A 24,107-nucleotide genomic window follows, 5' to 3' on the forward strand; every position below is an offset into this window, starting at 1 on the left:
GCCGCCGATCAGCCGATACGGAGGCGGCGGCGCTCCGCAGCGTCGGCTCGGGCCCGCGCACGAGTCATCAGCAGGAGCACGGCGGGCACCACGACAGCCGGCGCCACGACCGCGACGACCCAGATGATCGGGTTGTCGAAAGCGAGACCCGCCCACGTCAGCGCCGTCCACGCGACGCCGCCGATGACGGCTCCGAGAACGGGGGCCACGGCGGCCCCGCGCGTCTCGCGCCCGCGCAGCGCGAACTCGGCCGCGAGCCCGATCGCCGCGCCGATGATGATCGCCAGGACGATCTGCACGGTCAGGCCACGAAGCCCACGCGGCGGGTCTGGTCGGTGCCGACCTCGACGAAGGCGATGCCCGCGGTCGGGACGATGTAGGAGCTGCCCTTCGCGTCGCTCAGCTCGACGAACGGAGCGCCCGAGGTGAGGGCTTCGGAGACGGTCGCGCGAACCGCGTCCGCGGACTCGTTGGACTCGAGGCTGAGCTCGCGGCCGGTGTTCGCGATGCCGATACGGATCTCCACGGATTCATCCTCCTCCGCGCCCGTGCCTCGGGCGCTCTTCGACTCTACGACACCGCTCGGGTCGGGATGCCGGTGCGGTCACGCCCTGGGCGAACGCCTGGGGCGAACCGATGTCGGCGGTCCCGGTTAGCGTGGAAGGCATGGGTCAGGTCTCCGTCGGCATCACGCCCGACGCCGCTCAGTCGCGCGTGCTGACGCTCCCCGCCGACGCGAGCGCGGTCGTGGTCGGCGCTCCGGGAACGGGCAAGACGCGGACCATCGTCGAGCGGGTGCGCCGCCTGACGGCCGAGGGCGTCGACCCCGACACCCTCGTCGTCCTCACCGCCACCCGCCAGGCGGCGACCGACCTCCGCGACGATCTCGGCGTCGCTGTCGGGGTCGCCACGGCCGGCCCGCTGGCACGCTCGGTGCCGGCATTCGCCTTCCAGATCGTGCGCGCCGACGCCGTGCGCCGCGGTGTCGAACCGCCGCGCCTGCTGACCGGCGGTGACGAGGACGCCATCATCCGCGACCTGCTCGACGGCGACGCGGAGGACGAGCGCGACGGACGGTCGCGGTGGCCGGCCGAGCTGCCCGCGCACGTCCGCGGCTCGCGTGGCTTCCGCGCGGAGCTGCGCGCCTTCATCGCAGAGTGCACCGCTTCGGGCATCGACAGCCGGGCTCTCGCGGCGCGGGCCGCTCGAGAGGAACGGCCCGCGTGGCAGGCGGTGGCCTCGTTCATGGCGGAGTACTTCGCGGTCCGCGATGCCATGCGCGGCGCGCACCGCGACGCCGCCGGGCTCATCCGCGAAGCGGTCGAGATCGTCTCCCGGCAGGGGGTCCCGCAGCTGCGCGTCGCGCTCGTCGATGATGCGCAGGAGCTGACTGCCGGAGGCGTGGACCTCCTCGAGGCGTGTCGGGCCCGGGGCATCGCCGTCCTGGCCTTCGGCGACCCGGACGTGGGGTCAGGGGCGTTCCGGGGTGCGACGCCGGAGAACTTCGCCCGGCTCGCGGCGGGCGGAGACATCCTGGTGCTCGACGGCGTGCACCGCGCCGAGGGCCGCCACGCCCCGCTCGTCTCCGCCGTCACAGCCCGCATCGGCGCTGTCGGGCTGATCGCTCATCGTCGGGCGCCGGAGCCGGATGCCCCGCTCGTGGGCGTCCGGGCACTGGCGCTGCGCTCTCGATCCGAGGAGTTCGACGCCGTGGCGCGACTGCTCAGGGAACGCCACGTGCACCACGGCGTTCCGTGGGAGGAATGCGCGGTCATCGCCCACGACAGCCGTCAGGTGACTGCGCTCGAGGCCGAGCTCGCGGCGCGCGACGTGCCGACGGCGACGTCCGGCACCGGAACCTCGCTCGGCGAGTCGCCCGTCGTGCGCGATCTGCTGCGGCTCGTCGACCTGGCGGCGCGGCCGGGGGAGACGTGGCAGCGCGATGAGGTCATCGCCGCGCTTTCGGGGGCCGGCCTGGATGCGGTCGACCAGCGACGGCTTCGCTCGGCGCTCCGCCAGGCGTTCCCCCCGAGCGAGGGCGAGCCCGTGTCGGCTTGGGAGCTCCTCCGCTCCGCGATGCTCCATCCCGCCGAACTCACCCTGCTCGACCTGCGCGAGGCCCGACGTGCCGCCCGCGTGGCCGATACGCTGCGCGCCGTCGCCGAGCTCATCGCCGACGACGCTACCGCCCACGAAGTGCTCTGGGCTGCGTGGGAAGGATCCGGACGCGAGCGGGCCCTGCGCGAGGCGGCGCGGGGCCATGGTCCGCTGGCGGCGCAGGCCGATCGCGACCTCGACGCCGTCGTGGCGCTGTTCCAGGCGGCCAAGCGCCACGGCGAGCGGGAGGATGGGACGACGCCCGTGGTGTTCCTCCGCGGCATCCTCGACGCCGACGTGGGCGACGACCGATTCGTCCCGCCTCCCGTGAGTGGTGCCGTCCGCGTGCTGACGCCGGCGGCGGCCCTCGGCACCGAGTTCGACACGGTGGTCGTCGCGGGCGTTCAGGACGGCATCTGGCCGAATCTCCGGGTGCGCGGCGGCTTGCTCGACACGTGGCGCCTGCCGTTCGACGATCCCGCGGTCGCGGACGCGCTGGATCGCCGACGGGGAGTGCTGCACGACGAGCTCCGGCTGTTCGCGCGCGCCGTGTCACGGGCGCGCGAGCTCGTCGTGGTCACGGCCGTCGACGACGACGACACCGGTCCGAGCCCCTTCTTCGAGCTCCTGCCCGAAGCGGAGGGGGCTCCACCCGAGGCAGCGCATCCGCTGACCCTTCGCGGCCTCGTCGCGCGGCACCGCCGGATCCTCACCGATCCTCGTTCGGCGGAGGACGACCGCCGCGCAGCAGCCGGGCAGCTCGCGCTGCTGGCCGACGCGGGCATCGCGGGCGCCGATCCCGACGAGTGGTTCGGTGTCCGTCCGCCGACGACGACCGCGCCGCTGCGCGATCGCGAGGTCGAGACGATCCGCGTGTCGCCCTCTCGCCTGGAGGCGCTCGAGGAGTGCCAGCTGAACTGGGTGATCGCCGATCTCGGCGGTGACGCGTCGAGCGCGACGGCCGGCATCGGCACGATCGTGCACAGCGCCCTCGAGATCGCCTCGCCCGACGAGGACTCGCTCTGGCAGGCGGTGGCTGCGCGCTGGAGCGAGCTCGAGTTCGAGTCCGCCTGGCGGGAACGGGCCGAGCGGACGCGTGCCCGTGACCTCGTCCGACGGCTCGCGCGGTACCTGCGCGATTTCGAACGCGACGGCGGGCGCCTGCTGGGGGCCGAGCCGCGCTTCGAGGTGGAGCTCGCTCACGACGACGCCGACGGCCGCATCGTCCTGAGCGGCGCGGTCGACCGCGTCGAGCTGCGCGCCGACGGGAGCGTGGTCATCGTCGACCTGAAGACGGGCAAGCGGGAACCGCAGACCGACCGTGCGGTGACCCATCACGCGCAGCTCGCCGCCTATCAGCTCGCGCACGAGCACGGCGCGATCCCCGCGGCGGCGGGGCTGCCCCCGGGCGGCGCGATGCTGCTCGTGCTGCGTCCGACGGCTGCCACGAAGGACTATGCCGCTCCCCGTCAGCCGCCGTTCGGCGACGATGAGCGCGCGGCCTTCCTCGACCGGGTGCGCGGCGCGGCACGCGTGATGGGAGGGGCGAGCTTCGAGGCCCCGTTCGAGGAGCACTGCCGGGACGACCACTCGTTCGGGCTCTGCCGCATCCACACGATCTCGGCGGTGAGCGCGACATGATCGTCTCTCCCGCGGCGCTCGCAGCCGCTCTCGGCCAGTTCCCTCCCACGCCGGAGCAGAGCGCGGTGATCTCCGCGCCGCTCGCGCCGGCTCTCGTCGTCGCCGGCGCCGGCAGCGGCAAGACCGAGACGATGGCGGGTCGCGTCGTGTGGCTCGTCGCCAACGGGCACGTCCCGCGCTCGGGCATCCTCGGGCTCACCTTCACTCGCAAGGCCGCGGGCGAGCTGAACGAACGCATCCGGCGGCGGCTCGATCGCCTCGCGGAGTTCGACGACGCGGGTCTGCTGCCTCACCTCGACGCGCTGCATCGGCGTGGCGCGCTCGACGTCTTCGGCGAGCTCGAGCGAGCAGGCGATCCCGGCGGCGCGCGCAGGCACGCCGCGCAGCGACGGCTCGTCGACGACACGGGGGCGCACACGCTCGGACCCGCGACGGACGCGCTGCTGGAGCGTCCGACGGTCTCGACGTACAACAGCTTCGCCGACGGCATCGTCCGCGAGAACGCGGTGCGCATCGGGCGCGACCCCGAGGCGGCCGTCCTCAGCGAATCGGCGGCGTGGCTGTTGATGCGGCGTGTGGTCCTCGACTCCGACGACGAACGTCTCGAGACCCGCGAGAACGCCCTGCGCAGCATCATCGACGGCGCGCTGCGCATCGCGCGCGACGGCGTAGACAACCTGGTCGATTTCGACGAGCTCGCACGTTTCGGGGCCGCGTTCCAAGATGTCCGGGAACGTCCCTCGACCCGCAGCGGCACCACCGTCTACGCCGACGTGGCGCGTGCCGCCGAACAGGTCGCGGGCCTGCCCCTGCTCGCCGACCTCGCGGTCGAGTACCAGCGGCGCAAGCTCCGATCCGGCGTCATCGACTTCTCCGATCAGGTGGCGGGAGCCCTGACGATCGTCCGCGCCCATCCGGCTGTCGCCGCCGATCTGCGCGCGCGATATCCCGTCGTCCTCCTCGACGAGTACCAGGACACCTCGGTCGTCCAGACGGAACTGCTGAGCACGGTGTTCGCCGGCACATCGGTGATGGCTGTCGGCGACCCCCACCAATCCATTTACGGCTGGCGCGGCGCGAGCGCCGGCAACCTCGGCGACTTCGCCGCCGCGTTCGCCCCCGCCGGCGGTTCGGGGCGGTACTCGCTCGCGACGAGCTGGCGCAACAGCGAACGGATCCTGGATGCCGCCAACGCGGTGCTCGAGCCCCTCGCCGAGGGCTCTCCGGTGCCTGTCGATCGGCTGCGTCCGCGTCCGGGGGCACCGGGGGGTGATGTCCGCATCGTGTTCGAGACCGACCTCGATGCCGAGACCGAGCGCGTCGCGGGATGGTTCGAAGAGGTGCGAGCGGACCGGCAGCGGCGCGGTCTTCCCACGAGCGCGGCGATCCTGCTGCGCAGCAAGAAGCACATGGTGCGCTTCGCCGACGCCCTCGCGCGGCGCGGCATCCCGCACCGCATCCTCGGCCTGGGCGGGCTGCTCAGCACCCCCGAGGTGGTCGACGTGGTCTCGGCTCTGCGAGTCATCAGCGATCCGACGGCAGGGTCGGCGCTGCTCCGGCTGCTCGGCGGACCGCGCTGGTCCATCGGGCTGCGCGACCTCCGGTCGCTCGCGGAGCTGGGGCGGCGACTCGCGCGCTCCGACGTCGCGTTGCAGCCGCTCGCCACCGAGAATGCGAGCGAAGAGAACGCCTCACTCATCGATGCGCTCGACTTCTTCGTGCGCGTGGGGCCCGATCACGGCTGGCTCAGCGACTTCAGCGACGCCGGTCGCGAGCGTCTGCGCGACGCCGCCGCGACCTTCGCCGGCCTCCGCCGTGCCTCGTCCATGCCGATTCCGGAGCTCGTGCGCTTGATCGAGGCGGAGCTGCGCCTCGACATCGAACTGGCCGCGAACGAGAGCAGAGGCCCCGCACGCGTCGCGTCGGACCAGCTGCGGGCCTTCGTCGATGAGCTGCAGGGCTTCCTCGCGACCGACGAGTCGGGGTCGCTGCCGAGTCTGCTCGCGTGGCTCGACCACGCCGAGCGTCAAGACGAGTTCGCACCGCGCACCGAACCCCCCGAGGACGACGTCGTTCAGATCCTCACGATCCACGGCTCCAAGGGGCTGGAGTGGGATGCCGTGGCCGTGGGCCGGGTCGTCGCGGATGAGCTGCCCGCGCGCCCGCGCGACAAGCAAGGGTGGCTCGGCTTCGGCGTGCTGCCGTACGCCTTCCGCGGTGACGCGCGCTGGCTGCCGCAGCTGGGGTGGGAGGCGCACGTGTCGCCGACCCAGCAGGACCTCAAGGCCGCGCTCACCCGGTTCGCCGAGGACAACGCCGACCGTCAGCGCCAGGAGGAGCGCCGGCTCGCCTACGTCGCGGTGACGCGCGCCCGTGATGCGCTCCTCCTCAGCGGCTCGCCGTGGTCGGGCACTCGGAACCCCCGCGGTCCGAGCCCGTTCCTGCGAGAGATCGCGACCACGCTCGGCCAGGAGCTTCCCGATGCGGAGCCGGGGGAGAACCCCTATAGCGATCGGCGCCAGATCATGCGGTGGCCGTTGGATCCGCTCGGCGGGCGTCGCGGCCGCGTGGAGGCGGCGGCGGAACTCGTCCGCGGCGTACGGCAGGCCGCCGAGCGCGACGAGCCCGAACGCGATCTCGCGCTGCTGCTCGCGGAGCGGGAGGAGCGGGCGGCCGGCGCCCGTCGTGCCGCACCCACCCGCATCCCCGCATCGCGTTTCAAGGACTTCGCCGCCGACTACGAGGCCGCCGTCGAGGCGACCCTGCGTCCGCTGCCGGAGCGTCCGTACCGAGAGACCCGGTTGGGCACCCGTTTCCACGCATGGGTGGAGCAGCGCTCCGGCATCACCGCTCGAGGCCCGCAGCCCGACGCGCCGCTGTGGGACGTCGACGACCCCGCGGAGGGGGCCGCGGCGGGCGAGGGCGAGCTGAGCCGTCTGCAGGAGATCTTCCTCCGCTCCGAATGGGCCGACCTCCAGCCGATCGAGGTCGAGACGGAGATCGACTTCGCCGACGACCGCATCCTCGGCGACGGCCGCCCGCACGTCATCATCTGCAAGCTCGACGCGGTCTACCGCCGTGCCGACCGCGGCGGGCGCATCGAGATCGTCGACTGGAAGACCGGCCGTCCGCCGCGAACGCCGGCGGAGCGCGCGGAACGGATGCTGCAGCTCGAGCTCTACCGGCGGGCGTACTCGATCCGGCACGGCATCCCCGAGTCGGAGATCGACGTCGCGCTGTTCTACGTCGCCGACGACCTCGTGCTGCGGGGCTGAGTCCTGCCGCGTCGGCGCCGCGGGCTCACTCCGCCGACGACCACCGTCGCAGCGCGTTACGCGCCGCCTCGGCGTGCTCGGGATCGTCGGTGTCGTCCGCCGACGGTCCGGCCGACGCGGGAACGGTGGGGGCGGCGCCGGTGTCGCCGCGGCGGTCGCTCGACGCACCGTCGGGCGTCCAGTCGGACAGGTCGATCGGGATCGTCTCGATGTCGGCCTGCTCGGCGGTGTCCTGGTCGGCGAGATAGGCGGCCAGCAGCGCCGGGTCGTAGGTGTCGGTCTGCATCGAGGTGTCACCGGCTGTCACCGCGGCGGGGGTGCGCCCGAGCAGCTCGAGCGCGTCGTCGACGGTGCTGTAGTCCTCGGGAAGAAGCGGTTCGTCGCGGACGCCCTCGTCGAGCGCGCTCAGCAGGGCGACGGCATCCTCCACCACCCGTTCTGCGCCGGTCTCGTGCCCGTGAGCGAGCCACCGGGCGAACTCCAGCTCGGCGTAGAGCCGGGAACGAGCGGCCAGGGCGGCGTCCGGCGTGTGGTGCGCCGCCTCGGCGTACGCGGCGAGCACGTCGTCGCGAGCGTCGGGGGCCGATGCCAGCCAGCGGAGATCCTCGGCCGGGTCGCCGACACCCAGGCCGTGCCATGCGAGGAGGCCCGTCACGGTGGGGCCGGCAGCGGTGTCCGTCAGCACGAAACGGCCGGGGTCGACGCCGCCGAGGGTGACGGTGGCCTCGAAACGCCACAGCCGATCCTCGCCGAGTGCGGTGCTCCAGCGGCGAAGCAGCCCGAACGGAAGCGATCCCGTCGCTTCCGCGCGGTCGAGCAGGCGCTCGGCGTCCTGGCGCACCTCGGCGCTCGTGCGGGTGCGCAGACCGGCGTCGCGGGCGACCGCGTGGGGGAGCGCGTGGACGCGCGCGATCGCCGATCCGAGCGACCAGGCCGCGCCGCGCCCCGGCGGGATGTGGCCGGCCTCGACCCGGTAGCCCGGGACGTACTCCTGCACGACGGCGGTGAAGCCTCCCATCCGCGCGGTGCCGAGCACCGTGGGCGCCTCGAACGGCAGCAGCCCGCGCACCCCGGGGGTCAGCGCGCGGAGCGCGCGCGTGTCGGCGACGAGCTCGAGGTCGGCGTCGACGTCGACCGGAACGCGCACGACGACGCGTCGACCGTCCTCCAGGGTCACCAGCGCGCTGTCGTACCGACCATCCGCTCGCTCGGTCAATTCCGCGGCCCCCACGACGGCGGCGCCGGGGAGAGCCGAACTGACGGACGCGGCTAGAGTGAAGGGAGAGCGAGCCATGCCATCAGGGTAGGTCGGGCGGCCGCGCAGGCCGACGCGCCACGCCCGCGAGAGAGGTCCCCGAGATGCGAATGCAGCCGCCGGCGCTGGCCCGGTCCGTTTTCGAGCCGTCACCGGAGGAGCGCTCCGACGAGACGCTCCTCGACCGTCTCCGCGCAGATCCGACGACGCGCGTGCTGACGGTACGGGGAGACCGGGCCCGCGTACGTGGCGACCGCCTCGTCTGGGAAGCTCCCGAGCTCGTCGCCACCGGTGCGGGAAACACCGAGTGGGCCTTCCTCGGGCGGGCCGCCGACGGCTCCGCCCGGCTCATCGCCGCGCAGAGCGTTCCCGCGGACGGCGACGGCGATGTCGACGGCGAGGGCAGCTGGGCCTCGCTGCGGATGTCGGGCGGCGACCTCGTCGACGAGGACGCCGGAGCATTCGTGACGGCCGTCGCCCTGGGGCGCTGGTTCGCGGACTTCCGCTTCTGCCCGCGCTGCGGAGCCCCCGCGCGGCTGCGGTCGGCCGGATGGTCGCGCCTGTGCACGGGATGCGGCCGGGAGCAGTTCCCGAGGACCGATCCGGCCGTGATCGTCGCGGTCAGCGACGCGCGCAACGAGCGTCTGCTTCTGGGGCAGAACGCCGCGTGGGCCGTGGACAACCGGTTCTCGACCTTCGCCGGATTCGTCGAAGCGGGCGAATCTCTCGAGACCGCGATCCGTCGCGAGGTCGCCGAGGAGGCCGGCGTCGTCGTCGACGATCTCGTCTACCGCGGGTCGCAGGCGTGGCCGTACCCGCGTTCCCTGATGCTCGGCTTCCACGCCGTGACCACCGACGCCTCGCGAGCCCGTCCCGACGGCGAGGAGATCGTCGCCGTCCGCTGGTTCGACCGCGCCGAGATCCGCAGTTCGCTCGCGGGCATGGGGCCGGTGATGCTGCCCGGCTCCGCCTCGATCGCCCGTCGCCTGATCGCCGACTGGTGCGGGGACGAGGCATGACCGACCCTCTCGCCGGACTCGACGAGCAGCAGCGCGAGGCCGCCTCGGCGCTGCGCGGTCCCGTGTGCGTGCTCGCGGGTGCTGGGTCGGGCAAGACCCGCGTCATCACCCACCGCATCGCGCACGGCGTCGAGACCGGCGCATACTCGCCGAGTCGGGTCATGGCGGTCACCTTCACGGCGAAAGCCGCGGGGGAGATGCGCGGCCGGCTCCGCGCCCTGGGCGTCGGGGGCGTCGCCGCGCGCACCTTCCACTCTGCCGCTCTGGCGCAGCTGAACTACTTCTGGCCGCAGCTCGCCGGCGATGCGGCGCCGACGATCCTGGGCAGCAAGGTGCGGCTGCTCGCGCAGGCGGCCGACACGATCGGGTTGGATCCCGACCCGGCAGTCCTGCGCGATGTCGCGACGCGCATCGAGTGGCGCAAGATCACGATGCGCTCCATCGAGCGATACGCCCTCGACAGGCCCGAGCCGGTCGGCTCGCTCTCGCTCGACGCGGTGGTCGCGCTGCAGCGTTCGTACGAGCAGCTGAAGGACGAGCGGCGGCAGCTCGACTTCGAGGACGTGCTGCTCGCGTGCGCGGGAATGCTCGAGGCCGAGCCGCGCGTCGTCGCGGAGGTGCGCGAGCAGTACCGCCACTTCACCGTGGATGAGTTCCAGGATGTCTCGCCCGTGCAGCACCGCCTGCTCGAGCTCTGGCTCGGCGACCGCCGGGATCTCTGCGTCGTCGGTGACGCCAGCCAGACGATCTATTCGTTCGCGGGCGCCGACCCGTCGTACCTGCTGGAGTTCGGCGTGCGTCATCCGGATGCCCGGATCCTGCGGCTCGAGCGCAACTACCGCTCCGAGGCGGGCGTCGTCGCCGTGGCGAACGCGCTCATGCGCGGCCGGCCCGGTGCTCTCGAGCTCACGGCCCATCGCGCGACCCCCGACCATCCGCGCCCGACGATCCGTGCGTTCGCCGACGACACCGCCGAAGCCGACGGCGTGGCCGAAGCGGTGGCGGAGCAGCTCGCGCGGGGGATCGATCCTCGCGACATCGCCGTCCTCTATCGGGTGAACGCCCAATCGGCGCCGCTCCTGGCGGCGCTGGCGCGACGCGGCATCGCCGCCGCCGTGCTCGGGGGCGCACGCTTCTTCGACATCCCCGAGGTGCGCCAGGCCGTGATGGCTCTGCGCGGCGCGTCGGTGGCCCCCTCGTCCGGCGACCTCGTCGCCGATGTCCGCTCGATCCTGCGCTCGCTCGGTCTGACCGACGAGCCGCCTCCGGCGGGCGGCCCGCTCCGTGACGCCTGGGAGGCGCGCGCGGCGCTGCTCCGTCTGGCCGAGGAGGCGCCGGCGGGCACCACGATGCGAGCGTTCACCGATGAGCTCCAGGTGCGGGCGAAGGATCAGCACGAGATCGCCACGCGGACCGTCACGCTGTCGACCCTCCACGCCGCGAAGGGCCTCGAGTGGGATCACGTGCACCTCGTGGGCCTCGCGGAAGGCCTGCTGCCCATCGCCTACGCCACGACGTTCGACCAGATCGACGAGGAGCGCCGGCTCACGTACGTGGGGGTCACGCGAGCTGCGCGAACGCTGACGATGTCGTGGGCGCGGACGTCGGGGCGTTATGAGCGGCAGGTGTCGCGCTTCGTCCGGGAGATCGGCACCAGCACGCTCGATGAGGTTCATGGTCGCGCCACGTCGGCTCGCCGGACGACGCCCGCAGCGTCATCGACCGGGTCCGCTCCGTCACCGGCGCGCTGATCAGCTGCATCGACATCGCGCAGGCGGCCGAGATCAGCGCCGGATCGGTCGGAGGACAGGGGCGGCCCAGGAGCTGTGCGGCGAGCACGGGCCACGCGGCATCCCGGTCGCGTCGATGCTCATGCAGGCAGGCCAGGCACCCCGTGCGGCCCGGTACGACGAGCGGTCCGACCGTGACCCGGTCCCCGGCGAGCTCGAGGGTCAGATGAGCGATGTCGTCGGCCACGAGCGCAGCGGCTCGCCGCGGCTCGACGAGGCGGGAGGCGACCAGGACGACGACCCGCTCCCGGGCCCCGGCGACAGTCGTGGCCTGCGCCGACCCGACCTGAGCTCCCGCCGCTGCGAGCGCATGCTGCACCGCCTTCCGGTCGGCGGGACCGACGTCGTCGCCGAAAGAGAGCGCGAGGGCGGGCCGAGGACGCGGCTCTTCGAGCACCGGGTGCAGCAGCCGGCGCAATCGGGGCACCTCGTCGGCGGGAGCGCCCGCGTCGCGCGCGATCGTGTCGAACAGGTCATCCGGTATGCCGTTGACCAGGGCATGGATCACGCGCTCGTGCCACGGCTGGACGGGGTCGAGCACCGCCGCACCGGGCTCGTCGCCGAGTTGCAGGGCCGAGGGAGAGCGCCACAGCGGCGCCGCGGACGCATCGAGACGGAGCATGGCCCCGATTCTCGATGGGGCGGCCGCCGACGTGCCGGCGTCTCCACAGACCGCGCGCGGTCTCGGTCGTGCCGCGCCTCTGGGGAGGAGGGGCGCCCGGCGAGGCTGCGCGCGGGCCGGGAACCCGGGTCAGACGGGCGCGGGGCCCTCGGGCCCGTCCTCGTCGCGTCGCCCGCGAGGATCGTCAGCCGCCTCGCCGTCCGTGCCGTTCCCGGCGTCTTCGTCGGCCGCAGCTGAGGCCAGCAGGGCCTCGAGCGCGTCGTCCATCTCATCGCGCTCGGGAGCCTCGCCCCTCGCGCGTGCCTGCAGCCGCCCGATGAGGGTGGCCGGGTCGTCGACATCGGCGGGGGTGGGCATGAGGTCGGGGTAGTCCCACAGGCTGTCGCGGGCGTCGGCGCCGACGGCATCCGTGATCGCACGCCACATGGCTGCGGCCTCGCGCAGTCGTCGCGGCCTCAGCTCCAGTCCGACGAGCGAGGCCATGGCCTGCTCCGCAGGTCCGCCGACGGCCCGGCGGCGGCGTACCGCCTCGGAGATCCGGTCGGCTGCCGGAAGACGGGTCGTCGCATCGGCGGAGACGACGTCGACCCAGCCCTCGATCGTCGCGAGCAGGTGCTCCAGCCGGGTGAGCGCGGCGGCCTGAGCCTCGGAACGCTGAGGGAGCAGCACACCGCTCTCGAGCGCTTGCCGCAGCTCTTCGGGCTGGGATGGGTCGAAGCGCGAGGCGAGCTCCTCGAGGGCGTCGGTGTCGACGTGGATCCCCCGAGCGAAATCGGTGACCTGCGAGATGACGTGAAGCCGCAGCCACCGGGCGTGCCGGAACAGACGGGCGTGAGCGAGCTCTCGTGTCGCGAGGGCCAGAGCGAGCTGTTCGTCATCGATGCCGAGATCGCGTCCGAAGTCGGCGAAGTTCTGCGGCAGGATGGCGGCCTCACCGTCGGGCATGACGGGGATGCCCACGTCGCCGCCCGAGACGACCTCGAGCGAGAGCTTGCCGACGACGGCGCCCAGCTGCGCGGCGAAGAGCGAGCCGCCGACGGTCCGCATGAGGCGGCCGGCCCCGGCGATCATGCTCTGCATCTCCTCCGGTGCCTGAGACTCCAGCGCGGCCGTGAGGGCATCGGCGACCGAGGTCGCGACCGGTTCGGCGAGCTCCTGCCACACCGGCAGGGTGGCCTCGACCCACGCGCCACGGGTCAGGGCCCGCGGCGGCGTAGGCAGATCCGAGATCGTCGTGGCCTCACTCAGCCAGAGCGTCGCGAGCGCGAAGGCGTCGGAGAAGTCCTGCCGGTCGCCCGCGCTGATGCCGTGTCCGTCCTTGTTGGCGAGATGGAGGGCTTGTGTGCGGGTCGCGCTCCAGTCGACGCCGCCGTCGCCTCCGGCGGCGAAAGCTCCCTGCAGGTGCTGCATCATCTGGTGCAGCATCGCGGGATCGACGCCCATGGCCGACAGGCGCTCGAGCTGCTCGGGCCCGAGCGTGCCGCCCTGGCCCATGAGGTTGCGGAGCAGCTCCTGGAACTCGTCCTCGGGAGAGCGGTCGTCATCAGCCATGTCAGGCGCCTTTCAGCAGGGCGGTCAGCTCGCGTTCTACGCTAGCCGCACGACCTCGTCGCACGGCGCGAACGGACCTCGTTCGCTTTCGCCGGTCGCGAACGACCGGGACCAGAAAGCAGCACGTGTCACTTTTCGACGAGAACGCCCCCGTCCCCGCGCCCCGACGCCGCATGAGCCGGGCCTCGCTCGCGGGACTCTGGGCCGTGTCCTTCTCCCTGGTCGCGCTGCTGATCCTGACGATCGTGCCGACCTCCTTCGTGATCCAGCGGCCCGGGCCCGTGTACGACACCCTCGGGTCCGTGGCGTCCGGCGACGGCGAGCAGCGCCCCCTCATCAGCATCTCCGGCGCCGAGACGTTCCCGACGTCGGGCACCCTCGACCTCCTCACCGTGGAGGTCCTGGGCAACCGCGAGCGGACGCCGTCGTGGCTCGAACTCGCCGCCGCCTGGTTCGACCCGGCGCGCGCCGTCGTCCCCATCGACGAGATCTTCCCCGAAGGCGTCACGACCGAGCAGCGCAATGACGAGAATGCCGCGCTCATGGTCGACTCGCAGAAGGAGGCGACCGCCGCGGCGCTGACCGAGCTCGGGTACGACGTCACGTCTCTCGTGCGCGTTCACCAGCTCGCCGACGACTCGCCGGCGACGGGCCTCCTCGAGCCGGACGATGTGATCCGCTCGGTCGACGGCCAGCCCGTCACGACCACGGCGGCGCTGCGAGACGCCGTCAACGCCGCGGGCGGACGTCCCCTCGCCCTCGAGGTCGACCGGTCCGGCGAGCAGCGGTCGGTCGAGGTCACCCCGAAGCAGATGACGACGGACGGCGAGACCCGGTGGGTCATCGGTGTGACGATCGCGCAGGACTTCGACTTCCCGATCGACGTCACCCTCCAGCTCGACAACGTCGGCGGGCCGAGCGCCGGGATGATGTTCGCCCTGGGGATCATCGACACGCTCACCCCCGGTGAGCTGACGGGCGGCGAGCGGTTCGCGGGAACCGGCACGATCGATGCGAGCGGCAATGTCGGGCCGATCGGCGGCATCCGGCAGAAGCTCTACGGTGCCAAGGATGCCGGTGCCGACTGGTTCCTTGCGCCCGAGAGCAACTGCAACGAGGTCGTCGGCCACATCCCGGACGGCCTCCGGGTGTTCTCGGTCGCGGATCTCGACGACGCGCTGTCGGTCGTCGAGACGGTCAGCGAGGGCGGCGATCTCGACGCCCTGCCGACCTGCACCGCGGGCTGAGGCTCGGCTTCCCCCCAGCGGGCGGCGCCTAGGATGGAGGGGTGACCACGACCTCAGCGCCGAACCCGGCCACACCCAGCAGATCCCGCCGCGCCGTCGGCATCACCCTCGCCGTCATCGCGGCCGTGGTGGTGGCCTTCTTCATCTTCGCGAGCCTCTACGCCGACTGGCTGTGGTTCCGTCAACTCGGCTTCGACGGCGTGCTGGTGACGCAGTGGACGGCCCGCGCGATCATGTTCGTCGTCGGATTCGTCGCGATGGCGGTCCCCGTCTGGCTGTCGATCCAGCTCGCCTATCGACTGCGGCCGGTCTACGCCCGCCTGAGCTCGCAGCTCGACCGCTACCAGGAGGTCGTCGAGCCGCTGCGCCGGCTGGGCATGTGGGGCATCCCGACCTTCTTCGGGTTCTTCGCCGGCTTCGCCGCCTCGGCGCAGTGGGAGACCGTCGCGCTGTGGCTCAACGGTGGGACGACCGGAACCACGGACCCGCAGTTCGGGCTCGACACCGGCTTCTACCTGTTCACCCTGCCGTTCCTTTCGGCGGTCGTGGGCTTCGTCTCGGCGATCGTCATCGTCTGCCTCCTGGTCACCGCCCTCGTGTCGTACCTCTACGGCTCTGTCCGCGTCGGCCAGCGCGAGCTGCGCATCTCGAAGTCGGCGCGCATCCAGCTCGCGGTCATCGCCGGCATCTATCTGCTGGTGCAGGGCGTGAGCATCTGGATCGACCGCTACCGCACCCTGGTCACCCCCAACGACCGCATCACGGGTGCGGGCTACGTCGACGTCAACGCGGTCATCCCCGGACAGACGATCCTCGCGATCGCCGCCGCGATCGTGGCCGTGCTCTTCTTCGTCACCGCCGTCATCGGCCGCTGGCGCTTCCCCCTCATCGGTACGGGCCTCCTGGTCGTGACCTCGCTCGTCGTCGGCGTCGCCTACCCGTGGTTCGTCAACAACGTGCAGGTGCGGCCGAACCAGCTGACGCTCGAGTCGCAGTACTACGAGCGCAACATCGAGGGCACCAAGGCCGCCTACGGCATCTCGGGGCTCGAGAAGACCGACTTCCAGGCGGTCACCGACGTCGAGCCGGGTCAGCTGCGCGCCGACGCCGACACGACGGCGTCGATCCGCATCATGGACCCCGCGATCATCGGGCCGACCGTCCGTCAGATCGAGCAGTACCGCTCCTACTACCAGTTCGCCGAACCGCTCGACGTCGACCGCTACCAGATCGACGGGAAGTCGCAGGACACCGTCGTCTCGGTCCGCGAGCTCAACGTCAACCAGCTCGGTGACGCGGCGTCCTGGTACAACACGACCCTGGTGTACACGCACGGCTACGGCATGGTCGCCGCCAAGGGCAACGAGCGCACCGCGGACGGCAACCCGGTCTTCGTCGAGCGCGGCATCCCGGCATCCGGTGAGCTGACGAACGGCCAGAAGTACGAACCGCGCGTGTACTTCGGCGAGTTCTCGCCGACGTACTCGATCGTCGGAGCCCCCGAGGGCTCGTCGCCCATCGAGCTGGACTACCCGCGCGGCCAGGAAGGCGAGAGCCAGACGAAGACGACGTTCCAGGGTGACGGCGGTCCCTCGATCGGCGACGTCTTCCACCGCTTGATCTACTCGCTGAAGTTCCAGTCGACCGACATCCTGTTCTCCGACGCCATCAACGAGAAGTCGCAGATCCTGTACGACCGCGACCCCGCGACGCGCGTGCAGAAGGTCGCGCCGTACCTCGAGCTCGACAACGACCCGTACCCGTCGGTCGTCGACGGCCGCATCGTGTGGATCGTGGACGGCTACACGCTGAGCGCGAACTACCCGTACTCGTCGATCGTCAGCCTCAGCGACGCGATCTCCGACTCGTCGAACCCGCAGCCTCGCGTCGCGCTCGACAACATCAACTACATCCGCAACTCGGTGAAGGCGACCGTCGACGCGTACTCGGGTGAGGTGACGCTCTACGCGTGGGACGAGACGGACCCGCTGCTGCAGGCCTGGCAGAAGGTCTACCCGAACACTCTCAAGCCCATCAGCGAGATGAGCGGCGACCTGATGAGCCACGTGCGCTACCCGACCGACCTGTTCAAGGTGCAGCGGGCGATGCTCGGCACGTACCACGTCGACACGGCGCAGTCGTTCTACTCGCGAGACAACGCCTGGAAGACGCCGAACGACCCGCAGCAGGACACCCAGCTGCAGCCGCCGTACTACCTGACGATGAAGATGCCCGGTCAGGACGCGCCGTCGTACTCGATGTTCTCGTCGTTCATCCCCGGCGGACAGGACACCCGCAACGTCCTGATGGGGTACCTCTCGGTCGACTCCGATGCGGGCTCCGAGGCCGGCGTCGTGAGCCCCGAGTACGGCAAGCTCCGGATGCTGGAGGTCAATGCCGAGACGCCGGTTCCGGGCCCCGGCCAGGTGCAGAACACGTTCAACGCCGACCCCGTCGTGTCGTCGTTCTCGAACATCCTGCGTCAGGGCCAGTCGGAGGTCATCAACGGCAACCTCCTGACACTGCCCGTGGGCGGTGGTCTGCTCTACGTCCAGCCCGTGTTCGTGCAGTCGTCTGGAGCGACCAAGCTTCCGACTCTGCAGAAGGTGCTCGTCGGCTTCGGCGACCAGGTCGCGTTCGAGGACACGCTGCAGGAAGCGCTCGACAAGCTGTTCGGCGGCGACTCGGGTGCGAGCACCGGCGACACCGACGTCGTGCCCGAGCCCAGCCCGGGCGACGAGGCGACTCCGGGCACCGGCGACGGCGGAACGGCGCCGACGACGCCGACGACGCCGAGCTCGGACTACCAGACGGCGCTCAATCAGGCCCGTGACGCTCTCGCCGAGCGCAATACCGCGATGCAGAACGCGGACTGGGCCGCGTACGGCGCCGCCGACGCCAAGCTCACGGAGGCGATCTCGCGTCTGCTCGAGCTCGGTCAGCAGGGTCAGAACTGACCTTCTCCGCATGAGCGAGGGCCCCGACTCCGGTCGGGGCCCTCGCTGCATCCGGGCCCGGTTCTCGCTCAGCGCCGAGAATGCACGAACGCACGGTGCCAGGGGGCTGGAACCGTGCGTTCGTGCGCTCTCGCGGGGCGAGCGCGGGTCAGTCGCGGGTGTAGCGGCGGGCGCGGCCGGAGAGACCGGCGAAGTGGAACGGGCCGGGGGAGTCGGGAGCGATCTCCACATCGACGGTGCTGTCGCGGTGCGCCGCATCGTGCAGCTCGCGGTAGGTCGGCACGTCGACCGGCGTCCGGGCCGCGAGGATCGCCTCGGTCTCGGCGCCGCGCGTCGCCTCGCGGTAGCCCGGCTGGACGACGAGCGTGAAGAACTCGCTGACCGACCCCGAGCCGTAGCTGAAGAGCCCGATGCGCGACCCCGTCAGGTCGTTCCCGCCCTCGAGGAGAGCCGCGAGGGCGATGTAGAGCGATGCCGTGTAGGAGTTGCCGATACGGCGGTTGTAGCCGGTCGTGGCGGTCACCAGCTCGGGGGCGAGCTCGACGCCCAGGTGCTGCCCGAGGGCGCGATGCGCCTTGACCGCCATCTTCGTGAACGGCTGATGGTGGCAGAACCAGTCGATCTGATCGATGTCGACGCCGCCGCGCGCACGGTAGTCGTCCCATGCGCCCGCGACGCCGTCGAGGTAGGCGCTGACCGAGAGCTTGCCGTCGACGACCGCGGTGACGCTGTCGTTCGGACGCCAGAAGTCGTCGACCTCGGCGGTGTAGACGCCGGCGGCGGTCTCCAGAACAGCGATCGCGGGGTCGGCCGACACGAGGAAGGCGACGGCCCCGGCACCCTGCGTGGGCTCGGCGGCGGTATCGAGCTCGTAACGGGCGACGTCGCTGGCGATCACCAGGACGCGCTCGTCGGGGTTGCGTGCGATGAGGCCGGCAGCGGCCTGCAGTGCAGCGGTGGCCGAGTAGCACGCCTGCTTCAGCTCCACGACGCGGACGGAGCGCGGCAGTCCGAGGAGCTCGTGAACGTGCACCCCCGCCGCGCGCGACTGGTCGATACCGGTCTCGGTGGCGAAGAACAGGGTACGGATGCCGTCGACGCCGTGGCGATCGATGATGCGCTGCGCGGCAGCGGCGCCCATCGTGACGATGTCCTCGTCGAGGCCCGGGATGCTCATCTGCTCCTGACCGAGCCCGACGCGGAACTTCGCGGGGTCGATGTCGGCGCGCGACGCGAGATCGTCGAGCTCGACGACGTGCGAGGCGGTGGCGACGGCGAGGTCGTGGATGCCGATGGTGGTCACTTCGTGGAATCCTTCCGGCGCTCGAGGAGCAGGTGCGACTGCATGAGCTCCCCGGGGTTGGTCTGGGCGGCGAGCAGGGACAGCTCGCCGCAGAGGACGGTTGCGGCGATCAGGCCGGCGAGGCGCCGGGCGTTCTCACCGGAGGGGCGCTCGTCGCGGCAGCCGAGGCGAGCGAGCGCATCGTCGACGGCGGGCAGGTCTTTGCCGTTGCCGACGGTGCCGACGATGAGGTGGGGGAGCGTGCACGAGAAGTAGAGGTCGCCGTCGCCGCGAACCTCGGCCCACGTGAAGCCCTGCGAGCCCTCGACGATGTTCGCGGCATCCTGACCGGTCGCCAGGTAGAACGCGAGCAGCATGTTGGCGTAGTGGGCGTTGGCCGAGCGCAGTGCCCCGGCGATCGTCGAGCCGACGAGGTTCTTCTGGACGTTCAGGTCGACGATGCGCTGCGCGGTGGAGCGCAGCTGCTTCTCGACGAGGTCTGCGGGGATCAGGATCTCGGCGATGACGTTGCGCCCGCGTCCGAGGATGCCGTTGACGGCGGTCGCCTTCTTGTCGGTGCAGTAGTTGCCCGAGATCGAGCCGTAGGAGAGCTCGGGGTGCCAGGAGAGCACGCGCTCCATGAGCGTCTCGGCCGCGAAGGTCACCATGTTGTGGCCCGAGGCGTCGCCGGTCGTCAGGGCGAAGCGGAGGTAGAGGAGGTTGCCGACAACCTCGGTGTCGAGATCGATCAGCTTGGCGTGCCGGCTGCGCTCCGATACGGCGGAGGCGAGCTCGTCGAAGCGCGCGACGATGGCGCGGGACGCCGCGACGGCGGCCGCCGCGGAGTCGGCGACGAACAGCGACGAGCGCGTCATCCGCTCATCGACGACCGTGACCCGGATGCCGTCCGCCACGAGCCTCGAGATGCGCGCGCCGCGGCCGACGGACGGCCACAGCGGCGACTCGTAGGTCGCGAGGGGCACCTCCTGCTCGGCCTCGACGTCTCCGGTCAGCCGAAGCGGTCCCACCCACCGCAGGGGGATCGGGGTGAACTCGGCGCTCATCGCGCGTCCTTCCCGCCGGCGCGGCGCGCCAGGCTGTCGATGTCGATGCCTCGGGCACGGGCGTACTCCGCCGCGCGTCCGTGGATGATCAGGTCGGTTCGGCGGAGGTCGTCCGGACGGGTCGCCCCCACCAGTGAGTGCAACGCCGTGAGGTGGTCTGACCATTCCCGGATGCGCGAGATCAGGGCATCCGCGCCGCCGTCGAGCACGACGGACAGGAACGATCCGGATGCCCCGACGGCGCGGGCGCCGAGGGCGAGGCCGCGCGCGACGTCGAGCGGCGTACGGACGCCGCCCGAAGCGAGCAGGACGGGCGCGTCGGCCGGCGCCTCCAGCAGGCACTCCACGGCCGACTGCCCCCATCCGGCGAGGTAGGCGTAGTCACGGCCCGAGCGCCGGTCGTTCTCGATGCGCATGAAGTCGGTGCCGCCGACCCCCGAGACGTCGGCGAAGCGGACCCCGATCGACCCGAGGCGGGAGAGCGTCTCGGCGCTCAGGCCGAACCCCACCTCTTTCACGACGACGGGGACCTCGACGGCGGCGACGATGGCCTCGAGCGAGGCCGGCCAGCTCGAGAACGAGCGGCTGCCCTCGGGCATGACGGTCTCCTGCATCGCGTTCACGTGCACCTGGAGCGCGTTGGCCTCGAGCGCCTCGACCGCGCGGCGAGCGTCGTCCGGGGATCGTTCGATCCCGACGTTGGCCATGACGAAGCCGTCCGGGTTCTCGTCGCGGATGACGCGGAACGTGCCCATGAGCTCGGGGTTGTCGAGGGCGATGCTCAACGAGCCGGAGGCGATCGCGACGCCGGTCTCGCGCGCTGCGATCGCGAGGTCGCGGTTGATCGCGCCGGTCGAGGCGCTGCCGCCGGTCATGGCGTTGACGTAGAAGGGCAGCGCCCACCGCGCGCCCGCCACCTCGACGCCGAGGTCGACGCGGTCGGCGTCGACGCCGGCGAGGGCATGGTGCACGAAGCGCACGTCGTCCCAGCCGTTCGGCCGCGGCGTCTCCTTCTGCTGCGCAGCGGCGAGACGGACGTGGTCGTCCTTGCGCTCGGAGGCCTGTTCAGTCGGCATGGTGCTCTCCTTCCGGCGGGTGCACGCCGATCGTGAGGTGTCGGATGTCGTTCGTCTCCCACACGCGGAGCATGCCGGCGACGTCGGCGCCCGCCGGGGCGAGCACGATGCCGCAGTCGCCTCCGCCGGCGCCGGAAGGCTTGCCGGCGGCGCCGATCGCTTCGGCCGCGTCGCACAGGATGCGCAGCCGCTCGGTCTCGATGGTCACACCCGTCCGTGCGCCGAGCCCCTGGAGCAGGCGCCGGTTGCGGCGGATCGCGTCGAGCGCGAGGTCGTCGTCCGACACCGCACGGTCGGGCGCGTCGGGCCCGCGTCCCGCGAGGGCCCGCCACAGGTCGCTCACGCATTCGCGCGAGGCGTCCAGGAACCCGGTGTGGGCGTCGCCGGCGACGTTCGTGCCACGCGAGACGCCGCTCACGAGCCGCTCGGTGGATGCCGGGTGCCCGGTCCAACCGACGAGCAGCTCGAGACCGGACGGGGGAGTCAGGCGGATGATCTCCGCGCCGTCCCAGGCCTCGGACCCGAGGACGGCCGCGACGCCGTGCTGGGCGCGTGCCGCCCGCAGGCGGTCGCGATCGGGTGAGCGGTAGCCGATCCACCCGCCATACGTGCTGGCGGCGACATCGCCGCCGGAAGCGTGCGGGGCGACGGCGATGGTCGCGAGCATCGCCAGCTCGTACCGGCCCCGTGTGCCGAGCTCGAAACCGTAGAACTCGTCGATCGCGGCGATCGTCGCGACGGTGACGGCGGCCGACGAGCCGAGTCCGAACTTGCGTCCGCTGGGGTCGTCGAGACCACTTTCGATGTACAGGTCGAAGAATCGCGGGCGCAGTCCCCGCTCGGCCCGGAGCCCCTCGCAGGCCTCGATCGCCGCGATGACGTAGTCGTACGGGTGATGCTCGCGGTCCAGGGTCAGCCCGTCCTGCCCGCGCGTCCAGCGCACCGGCATCCGGCTGTACTCGGGGGAGTGGATGCTGCCCGCGTCGACGCTCTCGGTCAGCGAGACCGTCAGGTAGCGGTCGACGGCGATGAGCACCGAGGGCTCGCCGGGAGAGACGACGGCGTACTCGCCGGCGATGAAGAGCTTGCCGGGCGCGTGCGCGACGATCGCGCCGGTCGATTCGGCGTGCGTCATTCGCCGGCTCGCGTGACCAGGGCTGCAGCGGGTCCGGGGCGCGCGACGGCGAGCTCGGCGAGCCCGTCGAGCGCGGCGGTGACGGCGGTGACCGATTCGGGGCGCGTCAGCACAACGACGTTGGGACCCGCGTCGGCGGTGGCCCACGCGCCGACGCCCGTGTCGCGCAGGGCGGCGACGCGATCGAAGATCTCGACGCTGACCGGGCTCAGGTACCGGATGGGCGGATCGCAGGACTGGATGAGGGCGTGCATGCGCAGCGCGTTGACCTCGGTGATCCGGCCGAGGCGCTCGATGTCGCCGGCGCGGCACGCTTCCGCCGCAGCGTCGAGGCTCTCGGCGGTCGACGAGACCCACGCGGCGTAGAACGGCGAGGTGAGCACCGTGCGGCGCATGGCTTCGCGGCTGGAGACCGGCTTCTCGCGCTTCTCGACCATCGCGACGACCATCGCCAGGTCGGGAGCGTCGACGGCCTCGGCGAACGACGTCTCATCGCTGTCGCCGGCATGCCAGACGGCGAAGCCGGGGATGATCGAACGGGATGCCGACCCCGACCCGCGGCGGGCGAGGCGGCTGAGGGCACGGGCGTCGAGGTCGAGTCCGTACGCATGCGCGGCGGCGACGGCCAGCGCGGCGAACCCGGAGGCCGACGACGCGAGGCCGGCCGCCGAGGGAACCGTGTTCACCGTCTCGACACGAGCGGAGACCGTGCTTCCGGCGAGATCACGGACGATGTCCAGGAATCGTGCGACGCGCTCGGCGGGCCCGTCGGCGCGCTCGTCGCCGTTGAAGACGAGGACGTCGCCGGCGGCATCCTCGTCGAGGCTCACGGTCGTGGTGGTCGGGAAGATGTCGAGCGTCATCGACAGGCTCCCCGTCGCGGGGAGGTTGAGCGTGCTGTCGCGTTTTCCCCAGTACTTCACGAGCGCGATGTTCGGGTGCGCGATGGCTGTCGCGGTGCTCATGCCACTCCTTCGACGGTGGTGGTCCAGACCGCGGCGGCGCCGGCGCGGGTGAGTCGTCCGCCGAGCTCCTCGGCGGACGCGGTGTCGCGGGCGAGCGCGAGGACGCAGCCGCCGCGGCCTCCGCCGGTCAGCTTGGCCCCGAGCGCGCCTCCCGCCATGGCGGCGCGGACCAGGTGGTCGAGGGCGGGGTCTCCGACTCCCAGGCCGTTCAGCAGCTCGTGCGCGCGGCTCATCGCCCTCCCGATCGCATCGCGGTCGGCCGTCGAGACGTCGCCGCGCAGCGCGGTCGCGAGCTCGCCGAGCTCGTCCAGGGCCGACTCCACGCCGCGGGGGTCGTGCTCGCGGCGGTCCGCGACGGCCGCGACAGCCTCGCGGGTACGCCCGCGCACCCCGGTGTCGGCGATGACGAACACGAGGTCGTCACCCACCGAGACGGGCTCGATGCGACCGCGGTCGAACCATACGGCCTTGCGGGCGCGCACCGTCCGGGCGTCGAGACCGCTCGGTGCCCCGTGCGCGGCGCGTTCGGCGGTCTGGATGAGCTCGTGCATCGTCTCGTCGTCGGCGGTGAATCCGCAGGCACCGAGCACGGCTTCGATGACCGCGGCCGAGACGGCGGCGCTCGAGCCGAGTCCGCGCTCGGCCGGGATGCTGCTCTCGATCGCGATGTCGAGCGCTGCGCCCGGCCTGCCGGCCGCGGCGAGCGCGGCGCGCATCGCGGTGAGGGTGACGCCCAGGCGATCCGGCGCCTGGGCGATGGGACCGTGGTAGAGCGTGCTCGCCAGGTGGCCGCGGTCGTCGGCAGGACGGGCGTGCGCCTCCACTCCGAGCGCGCGCACGGGGATCGCGATCGCCGGGCGGCCGTACACGACGGCGTGCTCGCCGAGGAGGATAGCCTTCGCACCGGCGCGACCCGTCGCTCCGGGCTCCGCGGCCGAGCCGTGCGTTGCCACGTGCAGACGGGCGTCCGGTGCGATGGGGACGTCGGTCGGTGCAGTCATGGAATTTCGTCGAGCGTAACAGCCCGCTCCCGGGCGGGGCCCGAGTGGGCGACGATGTGCTCGGAGGCGGTCGGGACCGCTATCATGGCCCCCGCACCCAGCAACCTTTAACCCCGTCCTGTGAGGCGGA

At 72.1% G+C, this 24,107-nt stretch carries 16 protein-coding genes; 6 read left to right on the forward strand and 10 right to left on the reverse strand.

Features of this window, described 5'->3' with window-relative positions:
* Positions 1–8: 8 nt before the first annotated feature.
* A complete protein-coding gene (locus CI089_RS10045) occupies positions 9–299 on the reverse strand; it encodes a hypothetical protein (RefSeq protein WP_094261469.1) in 291 nt (96 codons plus the stop codon).
* Between the two features lie 2 nt (positions 300–301).
* Complete coding sequence (locus tag CI089_RS10050; protein WP_064956528.1) at positions 302–526, reverse strand: DUF3107 domain-containing protein; 225 nt, start codon at positions 524–526, stop codon at positions 302–304.
* A gap of 140 nt (positions 527–666) precedes the next feature.
* Here CI089_RS10050 and CI089_RS10055 point away from each other — a divergent pair, with 140 nt between their 5' ends.
* Both CI089_RS10055 and CI089_RS10060 read left to right on the forward strand, forming a co-directional pair.
* Entirely contained in the window at positions 667–3,738 is a 3,072-nt protein-coding gene (locus tag CI089_RS10055; RefSeq protein ID WP_256977783.1) for an ATP-dependent helicase, read from the forward strand.
* Positions 3,735–7,013: an ATP-dependent DNA helicase gene (locus CI089_RS10060; RefSeq protein WP_094261471.1), complete on the forward strand. Its 3,279-nt coding sequence runs from the start codon at positions 3,735–3,737 to the stop codon at positions 7,011–7,013. Before CI089_RS10055 ends, CI089_RS10060 begins: the two co-directional genes overlap by 4 nt.
* A gap of 25 nt (positions 7,014–7,038) precedes the next feature.
* On the opposite strand, the gene CI089_RS10065 is transcribed toward CI089_RS10060, so the two are convergent.
* The gene (locus CI089_RS10065; RefSeq protein WP_094261472.1) at positions 7,039–8,307 is read right to left on the reverse strand and encodes an aminoglycoside phosphotransferase; all 1,269 of its coding nucleotides are present in this window, start codon (positions 8,305–8,307) and stop codon (positions 7,039–7,041) included.
* Between the two features lie 65 nt (positions 8,308–8,372).
* Between CI089_RS10065 and nudC the strand changes: the two genes are divergently transcribed.
* Both nudC and CI089_RS10075 read left to right on the forward strand, forming a co-directional pair.
* Entirely contained in the window at positions 8,373–9,287 is a 915-nt protein-coding gene (gene nudC / locus CI089_RS10070) for an NAD(+) diphosphatase (RefSeq protein ID WP_094261473.1), read from the forward strand.
* The gene (locus CI089_RS10075) at positions 9,284–11,038 is read left to right on the forward strand and encodes an ATP-dependent helicase (RefSeq protein ID WP_094261474.1); all 1,755 of its coding nucleotides are present in this window, start codon (positions 9,284–9,286) and stop codon (positions 11,036–11,038) included. Before nudC ends, CI089_RS10075 begins: the two co-directional genes overlap by 4 nt.
* Positions 11,039–11,828: 790 nt before the next feature.
* On the opposite strand, the gene CI089_RS10085 is transcribed toward CI089_RS10075, so the two are convergent.
* Positions 11,829–13,250, reverse strand: coding sequence for a zinc-dependent metalloprotease (locus CI089_RS10085; RefSeq protein WP_094261475.1), 1,422 nt, complete (start codon positions 13,248–13,250; stop codon positions 11,829–11,831).
* Between the two features lie 125 nt (positions 13,251–13,375).
* On the opposite strand from CI089_RS10085, the gene CI089_RS10090 reads away from it, so the two are divergent.
* Together CI089_RS10090 and CI089_RS10095 are read left to right on the forward strand one after the other, a co-directional pair.
* On the forward strand, positions 13,376–14,497 hold the full coding sequence (locus CI089_RS10090) for a YlbL family protein (RefSeq protein WP_094261476.1): 1,122 nt from the start codon (positions 13,376–13,378) through the stop codon (positions 14,495–14,497).
* A 41-nt stretch (positions 14,498–14,538) separates the two neighbouring features.
* Positions 14,539–17,454 carry a UPF0182 family membrane protein gene (locus CI089_RS10095; protein ID WP_094261477.1) on the forward strand — a complete coding sequence of 972 codons (2,916 nt, stop codon included), beginning with the start codon at positions 14,539–14,541 and terminating at the stop codon, positions 17,452–17,454.
* 148 nt (positions 17,455–17,602) lie between these two features.
* Here CI089_RS10095 and CI089_RS10100 read toward each other — a convergent pair whose 3' ends face one another.
* From CI089_RS10100 to mvk, 6 genes are read right to left on the reverse strand one after another with little or no spacing between them, the layout of a single operon-like run.
* Positions 17,603–18,757: a hydroxymethylglutaryl-CoA synthase gene (locus CI089_RS10100; protein ID WP_094261478.1), complete on the reverse strand. Its 1,155-nt coding sequence runs from the start codon at positions 18,755–18,757 to the stop codon at positions 17,603–17,605.
* Positions 18,754–19,800, reverse strand: a complete 1,047-nt coding sequence (locus tag CI089_RS10105) for a hydroxymethylglutaryl-CoA reductase (RefSeq protein ID WP_094261479.1) — start codon at positions 19,798–19,800, stop codon at positions 18,754–18,756. Before CI089_RS10105 ends, CI089_RS10100 begins: the two co-directional genes overlap by 4 nt.
* Positions 19,797–20,876, reverse strand: a complete 1,080-nt coding sequence (fni, locus tag CI089_RS10110; RefSeq protein WP_094261480.1) for a type 2 isopentenyl-diphosphate Delta-isomerase — start codon at positions 20,874–20,876, stop codon at positions 19,797–19,799. The genes CI089_RS10105 and fni overlap by 4 nt, the downstream gene beginning before the upstream one ends.
* Positions 20,866–22,011, reverse strand: coding sequence for a phosphomevalonate kinase (locus tag CI089_RS10115; protein ID WP_094261481.1), 1,146 nt, complete (start codon positions 22,009–22,011; stop codon positions 20,866–20,868). The genes fni and CI089_RS10115 overlap by 11 nt, the downstream gene beginning before the upstream one ends.
* On the reverse strand, positions 22,008–22,976 hold the full coding sequence (mvaD, locus tag CI089_RS10120) for a diphosphomevalonate decarboxylase (RefSeq protein WP_094261482.1): 969 nt from the start codon (positions 22,974–22,976) through the stop codon (positions 22,008–22,010). The genes CI089_RS10115 and mvaD overlap by 4 nt, the downstream gene beginning before the upstream one ends.
* Entirely contained in the window at positions 22,973–23,977 is a 1,005-nt protein-coding gene (mvk, locus tag CI089_RS10125) for a mevalonate kinase (RefSeq protein WP_179223309.1), read from the reverse strand. Before mvk ends, mvaD begins: the two co-directional genes overlap by 4 nt.
* Positions 23,978–24,107: the final 130 nt, after the last annotated feature.

The organism is Microbacterium sp. Yaish 1 (assembly GCF_002245215.1).
Lineage (GTDB): Bacteria > Actinomycetota > Actinomycetes > Actinomycetales > Microbacteriaceae > Microbacterium.

What these genes read in the sequence shown, in the direction of transcription:
- CI089_RS10105 (WP_094261479.1), bottom strand. Translation starts at nt 19,800, where the DNA reads ATGAGCGCCGAGTTCACCCCGATCCCCCTGCGGTGGGTGGGACCGCTT.
- mvk (WP_179223309.1), bottom strand. Translation starts at nt 23,977, where the DNA reads ATGACTGCACCGACCGACGTCCCCATCGCACCGGACGCCCGTCTGCAC.
- nudC (WP_094261473.1), top strand. Translation starts at nt 8,373, where the DNA reads ATGCGAATGCAGCCGCCGGCGCTGGCCCGGTCCGTTTTCGAGCCGTCA.
- fni (WP_094261480.1), bottom strand. Translation starts at nt 20,876, where the DNA reads ATGCCGACTGAACAGGCCTCCGAGCGCAAGGACGACCACGTCCGTCTC.
- CI089_RS10055 (WP_256977783.1), top strand. Translation starts at nt 667, where the DNA reads ATGGGTCAGGTCTCCGTCGGCATCACGCCCGACGCCGCTCAGTCGCGC.
- CI089_RS10065 (WP_094261472.1), bottom strand. Translation starts at nt 8,307, where the DNA reads ATGGCTCGCTCTCCCTTCACTCTAGCCGCGTCCGTCAGTTCGGCTCTC.
- mvaD (WP_094261482.1), bottom strand. Translation starts at nt 22,976, where the DNA reads ATGAGCACCGCGACAGCCATCGCGCACCCGAACATCGCGCTCGTGAAG.
- CI089_RS10075 (WP_094261474.1), top strand. Translation starts at nt 9,284, where the DNA reads ATGACCGACCCTCTCGCCGGACTCGACGAGCAGCAGCGCGAGGCCGCC.
- CI089_RS10085 (WP_094261475.1), bottom strand. Translation starts at nt 13,250, where the DNA reads ATGGCTGATGACGACCGCTCTCCCGAGGACGAGTTCCAGGAGCTGCTC.
- CI089_RS10115 (WP_094261481.1), bottom strand. Translation starts at nt 22,011, where the DNA reads ATGACGCACGCCGAATCGACCGGCGCGATCGTCGCGCACGCGCCCGGC.
- CI089_RS10060 (WP_094261471.1), top strand. Translation starts at nt 3,735, where the DNA reads ATGATCGTCTCTCCCGCGGCGCTCGCAGCCGCTCTCGGCCAGTTCCCT.